Below are 17312 nucleotides of genomic sequence, written 5' to 3' on the forward strand. Positions count from 1 at the left end.
TTGGCAGGAATTCCAGCCACATCCACAGGCGTCCGGCGCGAGAGGCGCCAAGCCTGCGTGTGGCACCTCTGCAGGTGACGCCCTCAAGGTGATGCTGTGCCGGTGACACTCCGGTCGGACCGCCGACCGGTCGAACGGAGTTGAGATGGACACTTTGATCAAGACGTTGCGTGCGAACAAGCCCGAGGGCAAGCCGTTAGACGCCAAGCTGACTGACGCTCGCGCTGCAGAGCTCGATCCCGCCGAGTTTCTCGCTGCCGCCGTGCGGCCCGACCGTGCCAGGCCGTCGCGGGCCGAGGCCGAGGCCGCGGTCTATACGCTGTTGAATTACATCGGCGAGGATCCGACCCGCGAGGGGCTGGTCGACACGCCGCGCCGGGTCGTCGAGGCCTATGACGAGCTGTACCAGGGCTATCACCAGTGCCCGGCCGAGGTGCTCGACCGCACCTTCGGCGAGACCGCCGGCTATGACGACTTCGTGCTGATTCGCGACATCGAGTTCACGTCGCAATGCGAGCATCACATGATGCCCTTCTACGGTCGCGCGCATATCGCCTATACGCCGGTCGAGCGGGTGGTCGGCCTGTCCAAGCTGGCGCGCCTGACCGACATCTTCGCCCGCCGCCTGCAGACCCAGGAGCATCTCACCGCCCAGATCGCGGCCGCGATCGACGAGGTGCTGAAGCCGCGCGGCGTCGCCGTCATGATCGAGGCCGAGCACACCTGCATGTCGGTGCGGGGCGTCGCCAAGCACGGCGCCATCACCTTCACCAGCCGCTTCACCGGCATGTTCAGGGACAATCCGGCCGAGCAGTCGCGCTTCCTGTCCATGGTGCGGTCGCCGCAACGGTAAGCCTGCCAACCCGTTGAGCAGAGAGTTTCGTGTCTTCATCCTCAGTTGAGCGCGAGGAGGGCTTGGCCTTCCTGCCCAAGTTCGACGCGGCCGGCCTCGTCACCTGTGTGACGACCGATGCCGTGAGCGGCGACGTGCTGATGGTCGCCCACATGAACGAGGAGGCCCTGCGCAAGACGGTGGCGACCGGCGAAGCCTGGTATTTCAGCCGCTCGCGCAATGCGTTGTGGCGCAAGGGTGAGAGCTCGGGCCAGACCCAGCGCGTGGTCGAGATGCGCACCGATTGCGACCAGGACGCGGTCTGGCTGCGCGTCGAGCAGGCCGGCGCGGCGTGCCACACCGGCCGCCGTTCCTGCTTCTATCGCAAGGTCGAGCGATCGGATGACGGCAGTGGCGCGCGGCTCGTGTTCGTCGATGCCGACAGGCTGTTCGATCCCGCCGAGGTCTATCGCAAGTAGGCCAGCGACCTGCGTCCTGACGTGCCCGGTCGTTCATTGGCCCGGTCGGGCCCTGCGAATTAACCCGCCATTAACCATACCCGCCGCATTTTGCCGGACGTTTCCGGCGCGTTCGTCTGCCAGCGAATCTGCAAACAGCGGGTCTTCCCATGTCGGTCGACGCATCCAACTCCTCGTCCACCGGTTTCCTCGATGGCGTCCGGGCGAAGGTCGCCGGCGCAATCAAGCAGGCCGCGGACAGCGTCGGCACCAGCTTCGAATATCTGTTGTCGACCGCCAAGATGGAGTCGGACTTCAATCCGACCGCCGGCGCCTCGACGTCATCAGCGCGCGGGCTCTACCAGTTCATCGACCAGACCTGGCTCGGCACCGTGAAGGAAGCCGGCGCCGATCTCGGCTATGGCCAATATGCCGACGCGATCACCCGGACATCGTCGGGCGACTACACGGTCAGCGATCCCGGAATGCGGCAGGCGATCATGAAGCTGCGCGACGACCCGCAGGCGTCGTCCGCGATGGCCGCTGCGCTCACGCAATCGAACAGCTTCCAGCTCGCCGGCAAGATCGGCCGTCGGCCGACCGATGCCGAGCTCTACATGGCGCACTTCATGGGTGTCGGCGGCGCCGCGAAGCTGATCACCAGCACCCAGGAGACGCCGAATGCGTCGGCCGCGCGGATGTTTCCCGGCGCCGCCGCGGCCAACCGGCCGATCTTCTACGATCGCGACGGACAAGCCCGCAGCGTGTCCCAGGTCTATGCGGTGCTGAACACGCGCTATGCCGGCGCCGCCAACTCCTCGGCGACGCGCGGGGCGCTCGCCCTTTATGGAGGGGCATCGGCGAATGTCGCGGCCAATGCAGCCGGCGGCGGCGCGCTGCCGACGACGGACACCGCCACCTTCCTGTCGATGTTTCCGGATGCGCGCGGCTCGTCGCAAGCCGCATCTTCGACGACGGCCGACGCATCGGCCGCCAACCGGCCGGCGGACCCGATGTTTCGCTCGCTATTCCAGGTTGACGGCCAGTCGAGCCAGGCGGTCTCGCCGACCGTCCGCGAATTGTGGGGCCGCTCATCGGTCGCTAGCGCGGCCTCGCCGGAGGGCGGCGGTAACGATGGCGGCGGCAATGGCCAGCGCAGACTCGACCTGTTCAGCGATCCCCACGGCACCTTTTCGGGCTGATGTGCCGGCTAAGGCGGTCCGCACTCGTCGCTGAACCATTGATCAAAAAGAACTATTTTCGACCTTTCGCCACGGCTTGCGCTGCCGGCGGCGGCCGCATTTCGCCCGTTGGATTACGGCCAAATGAGACATTCAGAGGTGGCATAATATAGTTTTGATTTCCCTCCTTAACAAAACATCAACAAAACCAGCTACTTATGGTGAACGCTTTGTTAAGCGTCGTGGTTTACTTTCGGTGCTGTTGAGGCCCTCGTGGCCTTTGTCTGCAAGTTGCGTAAGCCGGAAAGACCATGATCGTTCGGCAGTTTCTCAGTTGGGTCAGAACCGCACCCGCCGGTGAGCGGGCAGAGGCCACCAGGGCGCTCGCGCGGGCGTGGTTGTTGTCGGATCTCTGCGATGAGGATCGCGGCGCCGCGGAGGGCGCGCTCCTCATGCTGCTGGACGATCCGTCGCCGTTGGTGCGTCAGGCCATGGCGGAGGTGTTCGCCCGCTCGGAGGAGGCGCCGGCCGCCATCGTCCAGGCGCTCGCCACGGACCAGGCTTCTGTCGCCGCCATCATCCTCGAACATTCGCCGCTGCTGATCGATGCCGACCTCGTCGACATCGTCGCGACCGGCAACTCCGACACACAATGCGCGATCGCGCGCCGCGTCGGCCTGCCGGCGCCGGTCTGCGCCGCGATCGCCGAAGTCGGCAGCGCCGCCGCCGCGCTCGAGCTGATCGAGAACGCCTATGCCGAGCTAGCGCCGTTCTCCTGGGACCGCATCGTCGAGCGCCACGGCCATCTCGCCGCCATCCGCGAAGCGATGCTGGTCCTGGACGACCTGCCGGCCGCGACGCGGGCGGCGCTGGTCGACAAGCTCTCCGAGACACTGGCGCAGTTCGTCGTCGCCAGGAATTGGCTCAGTGCCGACAAAGCAGGGCGCATCACCAATGAGGCGCGCGACCGCTCGACCATTACCATCGCGGCGCGGTCGCGCGGCGAGGAGCTGCGCGGGCTGGTCCAGCATCTGCGTGCAACCTCGCAACTCACCGCGGGCCTGATCCTGCGCGCACTTCTCTCCGGCAACGTCGAATTGTTCGAGATCGCTCTGTCGGAGCTCGCCGACATGCCGCGGGCCCGGGTGTCGGCGCTGCTCAACGATCGCGGCCGCGCCAGCCTGCAGGGGCTGCTGCGCAAGGCGGGCATTCCCGACACCACCTTCGAGGCCTTCAGCATCGCGCTCGAAGTCTGCCGCGAGAATGGATTTGCCGACACCTTGAGCGGAGCAGCGATCCTGCGCCGCAAGATGGTGGAGCGCGTGCTCACCCATTGCGCCACCGACCGTGATGCCGCCGAGCCGTTGCTGATCCTGCTGCGCCGCTTCGCCACCGAATCCGCGCGCGACGAGGCCCGCGAGTTCTGCGACGAGGTGATGGCGGAGGATTTCGTGGCCGGGCTGGAGTTCGGACTGATCGCGGCGTGAGGCGTGTCCGCTGCCGTAGGGTGGGCAAAGGCGCGTCGCAGATATCGCCACGTTCGAGCGCGCGGTGGCGCCGTGCCCACCGACTTGCCGAGAGATTGCTGATCCATGGTGGGCACGCTGCCGCCCCTTTGCGGCGGCGGCTTTGCCCACCCTACGTGATCGCCATCCGATTACGGCTGATCGCTCGGCACCAGGCTCGGCGCCAGGATCGCTTCGAGATGCTCCGGCCGGTTGCGGTTGACCTGGAGCAGGTAGTCGTCGGCGACGCGGCGCAGCCGGCGGCTCAATTCGGCAGCGACGGTCGGGCTGTGGTACTTCGTATGGTCATGCACGATCGCCTGGATGGCGTTGACGTGATGCTCGAACAACTCGACGGGGACCTTTTCGAGATCCGGCGCGTGCTCGATGATCCGGCACAGGCTGTCGGCAACCTCGGCAGCGGCGGGATAGCCGAAGGTCGCGGCATCGCCCTTGATGTCGTGGGCGGCGCGGAACATCTCCTCGCAGGCGTCGTCGTCGAAGCCATTGTTCAGAACGGCACCGTAAGCCTTTGTCAGGCGATCGGCCTCGGTGTCCATCCACGACTTGAACTCGCCGGATAGCCCGGCAAGCGCGGCTTCCGCGCGCGCGATAGGATCGTCGAGATCCTTCTCCTCGGCGCGGCGCAGCACCTTCTTCAGCGGATTGGGCTGGGTGATGACGTGATGCGAGGTGTAGGTCTTGACCTGGATCGCCGAGGCCTTGTCTTTCGCCATCTCGATATCCCCTGATGATGCCGAACAACGCAAATCGACTCATTGCCCCGATTCATAGCCGAGGAACTGGGCGCTCTGGGCGTCGATCCCCGGATTGCGTTAACGCGGGCTCACTGCCGCGCTCCTAAACTGCGGAGCGCGCCTTATCCAGAAGTGACGGCTGCTGGAAGATCTCGGCCTCGCCGCCGATCCGACGCTCTGGCCCGATATAAGCGGTGTTGGTGTTGCGGCGCCGGTCCGGACCGAAGTAGGTCTTGGTCTTGATGAACGGACGCGGATTGGCAACCACGTTGAGGATGCGCTGATACAGTCCCTTCGCCGAGATCGGCTTGGCGAGGAATTCCGTCACGCCGGCATCGCGCGCGACGGTGACGCGGCGCTTCTCCGAATGTCCCGTCAGCATGATGATCGGCGCGTAGGGGTTGCCCTTGGCTTCCGGCTGCCGGATCATCTGCGCGAGCTCGAGCCCGTCGAAGATCGGCATCGCCCAGTCGGTGATGACGATGTCGGGGGAGAAATGAGTATACATCTCGAGTGCGGTCGCGCCATCCTCGGCCTCGTTGACCTCGCGGGCGCCGAACGAATGCAGCAGCGTGCGCAGGATGCGGCGCATGTGCGGATTGTCGTCGCAGACGAGAAAGCGCAGCTTGTTGAAGTCGATGCGGTACATTTGGCCGGCCTGAAAGGATCACCGGTGATGGCGGTATACCCGCATTAACCATACGGAGCCGCGGGTTAACAAAGCGTTGCCCAGGGCGGCGAAGGAGGAAAAAGGCGCGGAAAAGCGCCCGATGTCAGTAGCCGAACTGCTCGCTCAGGATCCGCTCTTCCAGGCTGTGGCCGGCGTCGAACAGCATCCGCATCGAGATCGTCTTGTCCGAGAGCACCTCGACTCGCTGGACGTTGCGGACCTCGTCATGATCCGCCACCGCCGCGACTGGGCGCTTGTCGCCTTCGAGCACCTCGATGATCACATAGGCCGTGTTCGGAAGCAGGGCGCCGCGCCAGCGCCGCGGCCGGAAGGCGCTGATCGGCGTCAGCGCCAGCAGCGCGGCGTTGATCGGCAGGATCGGGCCCTGCACCGAGAGGTTATAGGCGGTGGAGCCTGCGGGCGTGGCAACGAGCACGCCGTCGGCGATCAGCTCCGGCATGCGCTCGCGCTCATCGATCAGGATGCGCAGCCGCGCCGTCTGCGCCGTCTGGCGAAACAGGTAGACCTCGTTGATGGCGTGGTGGATGTGAACGACGCCAGCGGCATCGGTCGCCCGCATCAGCAGCGGATGGATTACCGATTCCTGCGCCGCTTCGAGCCGCCCGTGCAGATCGATCGTGCTGAACTCGTTCATCAGGAAGCCGACCGTGCCGCGATGCATGCCGTAGATCGGCTTTCCCGAGCGCATGTGGTCGTGCAGCGTCTGCAGCATCAGGCCATCGCCGCCGAGCGCGACCACGACGTCCGCCAGGTCCGGATCGGAGTTGCCGTACAGCGCGGAGAGCTGCGCCAGTGCGGCCTGGGCTTCGGCACTCGGACTCGCGACGAAGGCGATCCGCTCATATCGCTTGGACGTGGTCATGCGTCGCAGGGCTCGCTGGTCGGTTGGCCGGTGACAGGCGCCGTGTCGTCTAGCCGACCTTGCCCGTGCTTGTCCATCGCGGCCGGTATCCCGGGGCAATGGGGCCGGGATGAGGCTGATATGGCCCGGACGTGTGCGCACGCGCGGAAGTCATCGTGGCGTCACTTTTCCTGTAGGCTGCGCACCGGATCCCAGGCCAAGGACCCGGTCGCCAAGCTTGCTTTCACTCGTTCGGCGAAGAAGTGGCTTGGCGGATCGCTCGGTGCGCCCCGCGCGAAGCAGTCGACCGCTTGCGGCAGTTCGCCGGCGCGCCAATGCGCGAGGCCTGCGGCGTAGCCGGTGAGGAGAGCCTGTTCCTCCGGCGTGAGCTCGGCTGCGCGGCCATGCAGCTCGTAGATCTTCAACGACTGCTCGCGCCCCTTGACCCGGATGGTGTCGAGCTCGCGCCAGGCAAACTCGTTTCCGGCGAGCGTCACCGTGCTCTCGGAGGCAATGATCGTGGTGCCGTAGAACTTGTTGGCGCCCTCGAGCCGCGAGGCCACGTTCACGGCGTCGCTCATGACGGAATAGTTGAAGCGACGTTGTGAGCCGAAATTGCCGACCAGCGCGGCGCCGCTGTTGATGCCGATGCGCTGCGCCACCTTGATGCCCTGGAATGCCGTCGACATCAGGTTGAGCTCGGCGAGCTTCGCCTTGCAGTCGAGCGCCGCACGCGCCGCGCTGCGTGCATGGTCGGGATCGTCGAGCGGAGCGCCGAACACGGCGACCACGGAGTCGCCGATGTATTTGTCGACATAGCCGTCGTGGCTTTCGATGACGTCGGTCATGGCCGAGAGATATTCATTGGTGAGCGCCATGAGCTGCTCCGGCGTCATCTGCTCGGCGAGGCGCGAGAAGCCCTCGATGTCGGAGAAGAATACGGTGACCTCGCGGGTCTCGCCGCCGAGCTGCGGCAGCCGGCGCGAGGCCAGCATGCGGTCGATCTCGTGCGGTGCGAGATAATAGGCAAAGCTCTTCTGCAGCAGCCTGCGGTCCTTGTCGGTGACCATGAAACGATAGCCGGTGGTCGCAGCCAGCGCGAGCACGCCGGCCGCGAGCGGCTCCGTCAAGGGCAGCGCGTAGGCATGGTCGAAGAAGGCGGCGGCGAGCGCGGTGTAGAGCAGCGCGAGCCCTGCCAGGATGGCCGCTGCAGAGGCGGGGCGCAGCAATCGGGCGAGCAGCGCAGCCAGCAGGGCGATGGTTGCGGCGATGGCGAAGATTGCTGGGCGTCCGAGCTCGGTGGCCGCGTCCTGCCGCACCAGATTGTTCACCGCCGTGGCGTGGATGTAGACGCCGGCAATGGTGCTGCGGGCGAACGTCTCGGTGATCCTGCGCTCGTCCAGCACGCAGCGCGGCCGGCGCGCGCCCTCGGCGCGGGTCGCGAAGCGCTTCGAGGTGAGCCGCCGATCCTCGATCCCGACGGTGCCAAGCAGGACGACCTTGCCGGCGAACTCGCGGCGGAAATAGTCCTTGTCGCCCTTGAGCACGCAGGCGCGCAAATCGGCGAACGAGTACGTCGGGATGTCCTGGGCGCCGCCGGCGAAATTCAGGGTCATGGTGCCCGGCACGCTGCCGGGCACCTTGTACTCACCGAGTGTGACGCCATCAGCGGCAATGACCGGCGCGGTGCCGGTTGCGCGCCCCGCCAATTCCAGCGCCATGCTCGGAACTGCCTTGCCATCGACGGACAGCGTCAACGGATGGCGGCGGACGACATCATCGCTGTCGGTATAGGTGTTGAGCGGACGAAGGTTCTGCTGCTGGCGCACCGCGATGCGCTGGCCGGGCGCGGGCAGGATCGGCGGCTCGGCAAAAATCTCGCCCAGCACCACCTTGCCGCCGGCGGCCGCGGCAGCGAGCGCGCGCAGGAAGTCGCGATCGAAGCCGCGCGTCTTCTCGCCAAGGGTGCTGTCGCCGAGCGGAATCTCCGACTGCTCGATCGATGTCTGGAACACGATGTCGAAGCCGACCACCTTGGCGCCGCCGTCGAGGACGGCCGTCATCACGCGCCCGATCTCGCCGGTCCAGGTCAACAGCGGCGCGCCCTTGAAGGGGGGCGCTTGATAGCTCTCCTCGTCGACCGCGATGACCACGGCCGGGCTCGCTGCTGCATCGTGGCGGTTGCCGAAGGTCTCGAAGTGCAGCCATGTCAGCGCGTCCAGCGACAGGCCGCGGCCGCGCTCGAAGGCCGGCGACACGAACAGGCCCGCGCACGCCAGCGCAATGGCGATGACGGCAACCGCGTCGCGCGTCCGGCGTCCGATCGCCACCGACAAGAGCTTTCGGTCTCAGTTGAACCGGATCAATCGCCCGACCGCAGGGCCGGGGCCCGCCTTGGCCTGTGCGTCGACCTTGAAGACGATGCGCGCGTTGCTGAAGCTCGCGACATAGGTGCCGCCGGGAGTAAGCGGGTGGCTGGTGCCGGCGAAATCGTAGAATCGTCCCTTGTACTGCCGGCCTGAGAGCTCGACCTGCTGGCGCTCGCCGGGCTGGTCGAGCCGCTCGACGATCAGCGTGCCGCGCCCTTTGGCCTCGAAGATGGGCGACGCGCTGTAGATGATCGCTTGCGCCACCGGCGCGCTGTCCGGCCCGACGCTGCGCACGATCGTGGCCGCGACCTCGCTGGTCTCACGCGAGGTGGCCTGCGCATGGCTGGCGTCGCAATTGACGATGTCGCTCTTGAGCGTCGCGCCGTCGACCGTGCTTTCGCCGGGTCCGACGGTGACACTGCCGGAGCCGTTGACCGTCTCGCGCCGGCAGGATTTGAGGTAGCTCATCACCACGGCGCCATCCGGGCCGAGCTTGATCACCTGGCCGGGCGCGACATAGTCCATCAGCTCGGCGCCGGCCACATCCCCCTGGACGTCCTCGACCAGCGCCGCCGGCGGACCGGCCCAGGCCGCCGGCGGTCCAATCATGGCCGGTCCGGCGAGCCCGATGAGGGCTGCGATGATGAGCGTCGGCAACTTCATGATGAACTCCGTGATCGCAATCGGCGGCGCGCCTCTTGGCCCAAACCTGGGTGTCCCAGTGGTGGGACGCCGGAGGCGATGGAGAGGTTCGAGCCCATAACACACCTTACGAAGAACGGGCACTGCTCCGGATGTGACCTGGATCACGGAAGAGTTGGTTGAGCTTGGTCCCAAGCCGCGGTTCATGCGTTTGTAAAGCAAGCGATAAAGGGTAGCGCGTTGCGCCAATCCATCGTCCAGGGAGTGAGTTGATGGCAGGTTCGAGATCGTCCGTCGTGTGGTCCCGTGTGATGGCCCTGACCTTGACGGCGCTGCTCGCCGGCCAAGCCGTATACGCGCAGGACGCGCCGCCGGCGGCGCAGGACACCACGGCTCCCGGCGCGCACCGAACCGGATCGGCCGGCAATCGCGCCGCAAGCCCGCCGAGCTCGCCATCGGCAGCCGAGCAGCACAAGCTCCCGGCGGATTCCACCACGACCCAAAAGGTCGAGCTGCCCGATCGCACGCTGTCGTTCACGGCGACTGCCGGTTCGATCCGCCTGTTCGACGACAAGAGCGAGCCGCAGGCCGACATCGCCTACACCTCCTATCAGCTCGATGGTGCTGATCGCGCCAGCCGCCCGGTGACCTTCTTCTTCAACGGTGGGCCGGGTGCCTCGTCCGCCTATCTGCAGCTCGGCAATGCCGGTCCGTGGCGGATCGGAATCGATGCGGCCAGCGTGACGCCCTCGTCGAAGCCGGAGCTGATGCCCAATGCCGACACCTGGCTCGACTTTACCGATCTCGTGTTCATCGATCCTGTCGGGACCGGCTACAGCCGTTTCGTCGCGACCGGCGACGAGGTGCGCAAACGGTTCTTCTCGGTCGACGGCGACGTACGTTCGCTGTCGCTCGTGGTGCGTCGCTGGCTGGAGAAGCACGACCGGCTCGCCTCGCCCAAATTCATCACGGCCGAGAGCTATGGCGGCATTCGCGGTCCGAAGATCGTCAACAACCTTCAACATGACCAGGGGATCGGCGTCAGCGGCCTGATCCTGCTCTCACCACTGATGGACTTTCGCGATTATTCCGGCTCGAGCCTGATGCAATATGTCGCGAGCCTGCCAAGCTATGCCGCCGTCGCGAAGCAGATGAAGGGGCCGGTCACCCGCGCCGATCTTGCCGACGTCGAGCGCTACGCCAGCGGCGACTTCCTGCTCGACCTCGTCAAGGGCGAGGCCGATACGGAAGCGACCAACCGGCTCGCCGACAGGGTCGCGAGCCTCACCGGCATCGACCAGGCGGTCAGCCGCAGGCTGGCCGGCCGGTTCGACGTCTCGGAGTTTCGCCGCGAGTTCGACCGCAAGAACGGCCGCATCGCCGGACGCTATGACGGCTCGGTGCTGGGCATCGATCCCTATCCGGATTCGAGTCGCTCGCGCAGCTCCGATCCATCCGGGGATGTGCTGACCGCGCCGCTGACCAGTGCCGCGGTCGAGCTGACGACACGCAAGCTGAACTGGCACCCCGACGGCTCCTACGAGCTGTTGAGCGGGGCGGTGAACCGGTCATGGGATTTCGGAAAGGGCATCAGCCCGCCGGAGTCCACCGGCGAGCTCCGGCAGATCCTCGCGCTCGATCCCAAGCTCAAGCTCCTGGTCGGCCACGGTCTGTTCGATCTCGCCACGCCGTATTACGGCTCGAAGATCCTGCTCGACCAATTGCCGGCCTTCGCGCGACCGCCGCGGGTCAAGCTCGTGGTCTATCCGGGCGGGCACATGTTCTATTCCCGCGACGATGCGCGGAAAGCGTTCCGCGGCGAGGCCGAGGCGTTGATGAAGGAGGGCAGGGAGGAGGCCCGATGAGTGCAGCGACACCCGGGCTATGAGTCCTTCTTGCGCCGGCCCTTCGGATACTTCCGCTCCATCTCGGCCTTCACCACGCGCTCGGGCCGTATCCGCGCGCCGGCGAGCCAGATCTCGCTGACGCCGGACTTGGTGCGCACGCGCCGGACGGGCTCGCCGTGGCTCGCATAGCCGGTCGCCTGGACGATGCGGCCGGTGTCGCGGCCGGTCACCTCGATGCGGGCGGCATCGATGAACGGGTTGATGAAGACCGGATTGGCGACCATCACCTGCGCGCCGAAGGGGACGAGATCGACGGCGCCCCACAGCGTCCACCAGCGCCCGGTCCAGTCGCGCGTCTTGCGCGACGGCGCGCCATGGGTGGCGAAGGCCTGCAGGATGAACTTGACACCGTTGGCCCAGCCCGGCGCCCAGCCGTCGACGGCATTGGTCAGCACGGTGATCGTGATCTCGCGCGAGGGGATGACTGACGTCCGCGAGATGTAGCCCTGGAAGCCGCCGCCATGGCCGAACCAGTCGAAGCCGGCCGTCGTCCCGCTCATCAGGGCCAGGCCGTAATAGGCCTCTTCGATGTCCTGTGGGACGCGCCATTGCCTCCGGACCATCTCGCGGCGGCTCGCGACCGACAGCAGGCTCTTCTTTGCGTTCGGCGCGAGCTGGGCGAAGAAGCGGGCAGTGTCCGCGGCGGTCGCAACGATGCCGGCGGCCGCCATCATGGCGTGGGTCGGATTGTCGCCGGGAATCACGACTCGGCGGCCCACGGGCACGATGCGCGAATGCCCGCGCGCGAACGGGACACCCTTGCCGAGCAGCGTCATGTCGGGCGCGCTTTCGCGCAAGGCCAGCGGCGTCATGATCTCGCGCTGCAGCCAGGCCGGGTAGGGCTCGCCGGTGATCGCCTCGATGACCAGGCCGAGCAGGCCGTAGCCATGGTTGGAATATTTGAACCGGCTGTTGGGATCGATCGCCGGCGGCTGCTTCAGCTCGGCCAGCAGCTCGTCCTTGTCGAGATAGGATCGGCCGTCGGTGAACTGGCCGGAATCCTTGCCGTCGCGGATCAGGCCTGCCGTGTGCGACAGCAGCTGGTTCAATGTTGCTGCGGCGACATCCGGATGCAGATCCTTGACGTAGCCGCCGACCGGATCGTCCAGCTTCAACCGCTTCTGCTCGCGCAGGCGCATGATTCCGGCGGCGGTGAACGCCTTGGTGTGCGAGGCGATACGGAAGCGGTGCCGCGGCGTCAGCTTCTCGCCGCTGTCGAGATTGGCGTGGCCATAGGCCGCCTCCAGGACGATCTCACCGCGATGGGCAATCGCAAGGATGCAGCCGGGTTGCTCCGAAACGGCGACCTGAAAGGCCAGCCAATCCTTGATGTAATCGAGTGCTGCGCCCAGCCAGGACTCCACGAGGCAATCTCCCGTTCAAAAGACGTGATGAAAATGGACTGCACGACATCCCATCCATAGCGGACGAAGGGCAGCGGACAAAGAAAATGGCGCAACCCCTTCGGGTTGCGCCACTGTCGAGATCGGATCTGGTCCGATCGCGTCTTAGTAGACGAGGCCGGTGCCCGGCTGCTTCTCGAGCGCGTCGGCCAGCGAGCGATATTCGGCGCTGTTGGTGCCGGCGAGCTGCGCCACCTTGTCGAGGTGGTACTTGGCCTGCTCGCGGTTGCCCTGTTCGAGCTGCCACAGGCCGTAATACTGCCAGGTGCGCACGTGGTTCGGATCATCCGCCAGGGCCTGCTCGTAGTACTGCTTGGAGGCCTGGTAGTTGCCGAGCTTGCGGTAGGAGTAGCCGATCAGGTTGGCAACGTCGGCGACGTCCTCGCGGTTCAGCGCCTTGAGCTGCTGGATCGCGGTGGCGTAGTCGCCGCGATCGTAGATCGAGGTGTAGGCCGTGCGATAGGCCGCCAGGAACTTCGGATCTTCGATGCTCGAGCTCTTGTCCTTCTTCTTCTTGCCTGAATCCGACGCCGGCGGCGACGACGGGGTATCGCTGCCCGCGGCATAGGCCTTCGACAGAAGCAGCGGCCCGGAGGCCACGGCCATCGAGAACAGAGCCAGCGTGGCAATCCTGATCGCAGACTTTTTCATTCGTATCTCCCGAGTTGTCGATCCAACAGGTGACTGCGTACGGAGAAGAACTCCCGCAGCTGCGAAATATTCCCGGCCATTTGCGCGGATTTTGCGCCGCGATCGGTTCATTATACGGACGACATGATGACAGACCAGTCACCTCGATGACTATCCCTTCATGTCCATGAACTGAAAACACCACTTTACTTCAGGGGCGGTTCAGTGCCGGTTCCCTATCGTCGCCTTCATGATCACGAGCCCATCCAGACTGGATGGTGCCTCCAGATCTTCACATCACGGAGACGACCATGCTGAAGTCAATGTCTGTTGCTCTGCTCGCCGCGTCGATCCTGGCTGCGCCCGCGTTCGCTGCTGGTCCTGCAAAAACCGACACGTCCGCGAAGTCCAGCCAGACCACTGGCACCGCGAAGACCGATGTGAGCAAGACCGATGCGGCCAAGACCGACGCCACCAAGCCGGGCGCGACGCAGGCCGGCGACAAGGCCAACGAGATGAAGCCCACCGTCGGCAAGACGAAGACCAAGCCGCATGCCTCGCTTGTCCGCCACAAGCATCGCCACGTGGCGCATCTCAGCCATCACAACAAGGTGAGCTTCAAGCGCGTGACGCCGGCGACCCGCCGCGGCTGATCCGGCCAAGGTCACGCAGAGCCGATCTGGTCGTTGGCCGCCGGAGCGCGCCAGAGCGCTCCGGCGGCAGCGGCTTGACGAAGGCGTGAGCCGGGACGGATTTCCCGGCCTCCGGCTTTGAGCTAGAACGGCCGCGGGATTGGCTTTCAAGAGTTGGGCGCCTTGGGGATGGGGAGAACGAGCTGGTGGCCGGCAACCGCGCTGGCGCTGCTGTTGGCGGGGTGCGCCAGCGGAGGTCCCGCCGCGTTCATGAGCGAGGACAATCGCGGCATCTCCTACACCGGCGATCGTGGCGTCGGCAGCCAGCCGTTTCCGGCCAACCACCGCAGCGAGATCCTGTCCTATCTCAGGACCTACCTGAACAATCCGGTCGGGGTGCGCGACGGCGTCATGGCGGAGCCGGTGCAACGGACGGTCGGTGGCCGGCTGCGCTATGTGAGCTGCCTCCGCTATGCGGCGCGCGAGTCCGACGGCAGCTACCGTCCGGCGCAGGAGCGCGCGGCGGTGTTCGTCGACGGCCGGTTCGATCGTCTGGTCGAGGATGCAGGCGAGCTCTGTGCCGGGTCGACCTACGCGCCATTCCCGGAGCTTGCCGGCCTCACGCGTTAGGCCGCGACGTCTTCGGCCGCCTGCCACGTCGTCGCAGCACCTTGCCAAGCGGCTTGCCCGATCACAAATCGGGGATGGCCCGAACGCTTTGCTGCCTCGCGGCGACCAAATATCGGGCGCGGCGTCAGCTTCACGAAATATTCGGGAAGCCTATGGAACAAAAGGCCTTTGTTGCCCTCTGGTGACACCGCAGCAGCAATCACAGCTGTGTCACCGCCGCCGGGCAACCCAAATGCGGCCATGATGTTCGATAGATGTCGCAGACGAATAACGGGGACGTCCCATGAAGCGGTTTTTATTCAGTGCAGTGGCCCTGACCACATTGGCTGCCCCGGCTTTCGCCGCCGACATGCCTCCGCGCACCTACACCAAGGCGCCCGTCTACACGCCGCCCCAGGCGATCTACAACTGGACCGGCTTCTATCTCGGTGGTCACCTTGGTGGCGCCTTCGCGGGCAATAATAGCCTGGAAGGCAACAACGGCCGCTTCCTCGGCGGCGTGCAGGGCGGCTTCGACTACCAGTTTGCCCCGAACTGGGTGCTCGGCATCGAAGCCCAGTACAGCTGGATGGATCGCAATACGACCAATTTCGGCTTCCCGGGGGCTGCGGTCGTGACCTCGACCGGCGCCAACCAGCTCGGCTCGGTCACCGGCCGTCTTGGCTACACCTGGGGACCGGCCTTGCTCTATGCCAAGGGCGGCTACGCCTGGCGGGACGGTAACAATCTCGGGGTGAGCGTCGCCGGCGTGCCGACGGGTTTCACCACGTCGGGCAATACCAAGGATGGCTACACCGTCGGTGCCGGCCTCGAATACATGTTCGCACCGAACTGGTCGGCCAAGGCCGAGTATCAATATTACAATTTCGGCAATACGACCTTCACGGCTGGGCCGGCTCCGGTTGTGGGCAGCCGCTTCAACAGCGACGAGCATACGGTCAAGGTCGGCGTGAACTACCGCTTCGGCTGGGGCGGACCGGCCGCCAGCAAGTACTAAGCGCGGTCACCGAGCCCGCGGCCGGCGGCTTCCGGCGGGGACCGGTTCACGCCTCACTTCCAACACGCCCGCGCCATCTGGTGCGGGTGTATTGCTATCCGGCGGTTTGCCGTCGATGGTTTCGGGATCGCTCACGCAGTGCAAAAAAATTTTCAAACCTTCGTGAAACTTTCGCCATCAGTTGATATTATCAGTCCGCTGGTTTGATGGATCATCCCACATGCGTATCTTGGTGTCCGTGCTGTTGTTGTCGGCGGCTGTTTTGCCGTGCTCCGCCCAGACCGTTCTGAAGTCCGAACCGTTGATGCTGGCCCCCTACGAGGTGGCGCTGGTGCAAACCGCGTCCTGCCCGTCGGGCAAGGTTCTGAAGGTGACCGGTGCGATCCGCGGTGTCAGCCGCAAGCGCGCCTGTGTCGCCCTTCCGGCCGAGACGGTATCGCTGGCGACGGCGACGCCCTGAGAACGGGCTTCATGGCGACCTTCCAGCTGCAGCTCCGGCTGCCCGCTGATCGCGGGTCTGTCTGTCGAAAAATCTTTGATGAAAGCAAGCCGTCCGCGGGAGCGGACGGGCATAACGGCGTGCATCTCTTCTGCCGCGTGTGACCCAAGGCGGGCTTCCGCCGCAGCCGGTCAGGATGCGAACGGGATGTTGAACTCCTGCTCGGCCTCGGCACGGTTCTGCCAGGGATCTTCCTCGGGCTCGGCGGCGCAGGGTCTGATCTCGTAATCATTGTCGAGCTGCAGATGCGCGGTCGATCGCGCATTGATCATCACGTCCACCACAAGCCCGCTCTGCCGCGCCAGCCGCCAGACATCCCCCTCGGTCGGATAGGCTTTGCTCAACTTGGCGTCGTTGCAAAATAGCGCGTAGGGCATTCCAAGCAGCTCCAGAGAAGCGAAGGATGAACCGAGAATGAACGGCACGTGTAGCGAGACACTGGCGCGCCTGGGGCAGGAAAGGGGCCTTTTCGGCGCGGCCGAGTCGTAAACGAGTCCTAAATTTTTGAAAAAAGAATCCGTGGGACTCCGGGGCTAGAATCGCCAGATGGTTAAGCTCATGGGAACCGATCTCCACATCTTTTGCGGGCGGATCCAGCTGACGCTCGCCTTTGGGCTGCTGCTCGCCTTCGTCGCCAATGTGGCGCTGCTGTGCGCCTGGCTGTGAGCGGGCGCGTCGATTGCGGGATTCGTTCTTTTGTGCACTCTCGGCCGTTGTGCACCTCTGGCGCGGCCGGCTTTAGTCCTCAGGGAGGGCGCTCCGTTCGGCCGATGCTTTCAGGCGCGCGAGTGTCGCGCTGAAATATTCCTGGCGCTCCCGGTTGAAGCGCTCCTGGTGGGCCCGGAAGCGAGCAACCCGGGCACGAATCTCTGCCTGCATGTCGCGCTGCAGATCGAGTTGCGAGGCGATGCTCGTGAAACGCTCCGGGGGGGCTGGGCTCAGGGCTGAGGACGAAGCCTCGGACGCGATGGAGTGGGGCGCACTCGGCCTTGCAGCCTCCGCGACCGCGCCGGGGATCTCGCCTTGCGCGTTGCCGCCGCGCCATGCCCCGATTTCGGCTCGGGCGGCGAGCACACGCTCCAAGGTGACATGCGTCGGTCGCTCGACCGCAGCCTGCTGCGGCGTAGCGGGGGTGTCGGCTGGAACGGCAGGCAGCTCGAACTGGGCGAAGTCGGCAGGCTTTCCGGTGACCGACTGCACGAAGGCCATGGTCTGCGCGATCAGTGCATCACGCTCTTCCTTCCACGTCATGACGCTTGTCCCCCGATGCCTCAATTGCAACAAAAGCGGCTGACGAAATCAAGTTGAAGACCAGTGACTTCTGGGGATAAGCAGGA

19 protein-coding genes are annotated in these 17312 nt (G+C 65.5%); 10 read left to right on the forward strand and 9 right to left on the reverse strand.

The window, feature by feature from the left end:
* Window positions 1–145 precede the first annotated feature (145 nt).
* The 4 genes from folE (at window position 146) to QX126_RS10130 (ending at window position 3958) form a co-directional block, all read left to right on the forward strand.
* Window positions 146–853 (forward strand): GTP cyclohydrolase I FolE, encoded by a 708-nt coding sequence (gene folE / locus QX126_RS10115; RefSeq protein WP_315737519.1) that lies wholly within the window; start codon window positions 146–148, stop codon window positions 851–853.
* Window positions 854–882: 29 nt separating this feature from the next.
* Window positions 883–1311, forward strand: coding sequence for a phosphoribosyl-AMP cyclohydrolase (gene hisI, locus QX126_RS10120; RefSeq protein ID WP_315737520.1), 429 nt, complete (start codon window positions 883–885; stop codon window positions 1309–1311).
* A gap of 149 nt (window positions 1312–1460) precedes the next feature.
* Window positions 1461–2492, forward strand: a complete 1032-nt coding sequence (locus QX126_RS10125; protein ID WP_315780746.1) for a lytic transglycosylase domain-containing protein — start codon at window positions 1461–1463, stop codon at window positions 2490–2492.
* A 290-nt stretch (window positions 2493–2782) separates the two neighbouring features.
* Window positions 2783–3958, forward strand: a complete 1176-nt coding sequence (locus QX126_RS10130; RefSeq protein WP_315754071.1) for a DUF2336 domain-containing protein — start codon at window positions 2783–2785, stop codon at window positions 3956–3958.
* A 170-nt stretch (window positions 3959–4128) separates the two neighbouring features.
* On the opposite strand, the gene QX126_RS10135 is transcribed toward QX126_RS10130, so the two are convergent.
* The 5 genes from QX126_RS10135 to QX126_RS10155 all read right to left on the reverse strand — a co-directional run bounded on the left by QX126_RS10135 (window position 4129) and on the right by QX126_RS10155 (window position 9298).
* Window positions 4129–4713 (reverse strand): Hpt domain-containing protein, encoded by a 585-nt coding sequence (locus tag QX126_RS10135; RefSeq protein ID WP_315737523.1) that lies wholly within the window; start codon window positions 4711–4713, stop codon window positions 4129–4131.
* A gap of 124 nt (window positions 4714–4837) precedes the next feature.
* Complete coding sequence (locus QX126_RS10140; RefSeq protein WP_172107934.1) at window positions 4838–5383, reverse strand: response regulator; 546 nt, start codon at window positions 5381–5383, stop codon at window positions 4838–4840.
* Between the two features lie 124 nt (window positions 5384–5507).
* Window positions 5508–6287: an NAD kinase gene (locus QX126_RS10145; protein ID WP_315776673.1), complete on the reverse strand. Its 780-nt coding sequence runs from the start codon at window positions 6285–6287 to the stop codon at window positions 5508–5510.
* Between the two features lie 161 nt (window positions 6288–6448).
* Window positions 6449–8602 (reverse strand): adenylate/guanylate cyclase domain-containing protein, encoded by a 2154-nt coding sequence (locus tag QX126_RS10150; RefSeq protein ID WP_315780748.1) that lies wholly within the window; start codon window positions 8600–8602, stop codon window positions 6449–6451.
* A gap of 12 nt (window positions 8603–8614) precedes the next feature.
* Window positions 8615–9298 (reverse strand): hypothetical protein, encoded by a 684-nt coding sequence (locus tag QX126_RS10155; RefSeq protein ID WP_315780749.1) that lies wholly within the window; start codon window positions 9296–9298, stop codon window positions 8615–8617.
* Between the two features lie 251 nt (window positions 9299–9549).
* Between QX126_RS10155 and QX126_RS10160 the strand changes: the two genes are divergently transcribed.
* On the forward strand, window positions 9550–11142 hold the full coding sequence (locus QX126_RS10160) for a S10 family serine carboxypeptidase-like protein (protein ID WP_315780750.1): 1593 nt from the start codon (window positions 9550–9552) through the stop codon (window positions 11140–11142).
* A gap of 17 nt (window positions 11143–11159) precedes the next feature.
* Here the strand turns inward: QX126_RS10160 and QX126_RS10165 are convergent, their stop codons facing one another.
* Both QX126_RS10165 and QX126_RS10170 read right to left on the reverse strand, forming a co-directional pair.
* Window positions 11160–12548 (reverse strand): serine hydrolase domain-containing protein, encoded by a 1389-nt coding sequence (locus tag QX126_RS10165; RefSeq protein ID WP_315780751.1) that lies wholly within the window; start codon window positions 12546–12548, stop codon window positions 11160–11162.
* Between the two features lie 144 nt (window positions 12549–12692).
* The gene (locus QX126_RS10170; RefSeq protein WP_315737528.1) at window positions 12693–13238 is read right to left on the reverse strand and encodes a tetratricopeptide repeat protein; all 546 of its coding nucleotides are present in this window, start codon (window positions 13236–13238) and stop codon (window positions 12693–12695) included.
* A 290-nt stretch (window positions 13239–13528) separates the two neighbouring features.
* Here QX126_RS10170 and QX126_RS10175 point away from each other — a divergent pair, with 290 nt between their 5' ends.
* The 4 genes from QX126_RS10175 (at window position 13529) to QX126_RS10190 (ending at window position 15936) form a co-directional block, all read left to right on the forward strand.
* Entirely contained in the window at window positions 13529–13870 is a 342-nt protein-coding gene (locus tag QX126_RS10175; RefSeq protein ID WP_315771107.1) for a hypothetical protein, read from the forward strand.
* A 162-nt stretch (window positions 13871–14032) separates the two neighbouring features.
* On the forward strand, window positions 14033–14479 hold the full coding sequence (locus QX126_RS10180; RefSeq protein ID WP_315776666.1) for a hypothetical protein: 447 nt from the start codon (window positions 14033–14035) through the stop codon (window positions 14477–14479).
* A 283-nt stretch (window positions 14480–14762) separates the two neighbouring features.
* The gene (locus tag QX126_RS10185; protein ID WP_315771111.1) at window positions 14763–15476 is read left to right on the forward strand and encodes a porin family protein; all 714 of its coding nucleotides are present in this window, start codon (window positions 14763–14765) and stop codon (window positions 15474–15476) included.
* 220 nt (window positions 15477–15696) lie between these two features.
* On the forward strand, window positions 15697–15936 hold the full coding sequence (locus QX126_RS10190) for a DUF6719 family protein (protein ID WP_315737532.1): 240 nt from the start codon (window positions 15697–15699) through the stop codon (window positions 15934–15936).
* 170 nt (window positions 15937–16106) lie between these two features.
* On the opposite strand, the gene QX126_RS10195 is transcribed toward QX126_RS10190, so the two are convergent.
* Window positions 16107–16352 (reverse strand): hypothetical protein, encoded by a 246-nt coding sequence (locus QX126_RS10195; protein WP_315714645.1) that lies wholly within the window; start codon window positions 16350–16352, stop codon window positions 16107–16109.
* A 181-nt stretch (window positions 16353–16533) separates the two neighbouring features.
* On the opposite strand from QX126_RS10195, the gene QX126_RS10200 reads away from it, so the two are divergent.
* Window positions 16534–16641, forward strand: coding sequence for a hypothetical protein (locus QX126_RS10200; protein ID WP_041750859.1), 108 nt, complete (start codon window positions 16534–16536; stop codon window positions 16639–16641).
* 72 nt (window positions 16642–16713) lie between these two features.
* On the opposite strand, the gene QX126_RS10205 is transcribed toward QX126_RS10200, so the two are convergent.
* Window positions 16714–17226: a hypothetical protein gene (locus QX126_RS10205; protein WP_315737534.1), complete on the reverse strand. Its 513-nt coding sequence runs from the start codon at window positions 17224–17226 to the stop codon at window positions 16714–16716.
* Window positions 17227–17312 lie beyond the last annotated feature (86 nt).

The organism is Bradyrhizobium sp. SZCCHNPS1003, from assembly GCF_032381555.1.
In the GTDB taxonomy this organism is placed as follows: Bacteria; Pseudomonadota; Alphaproteobacteria; order Rhizobiales; family Xanthobacteraceae; genus Bradyrhizobium.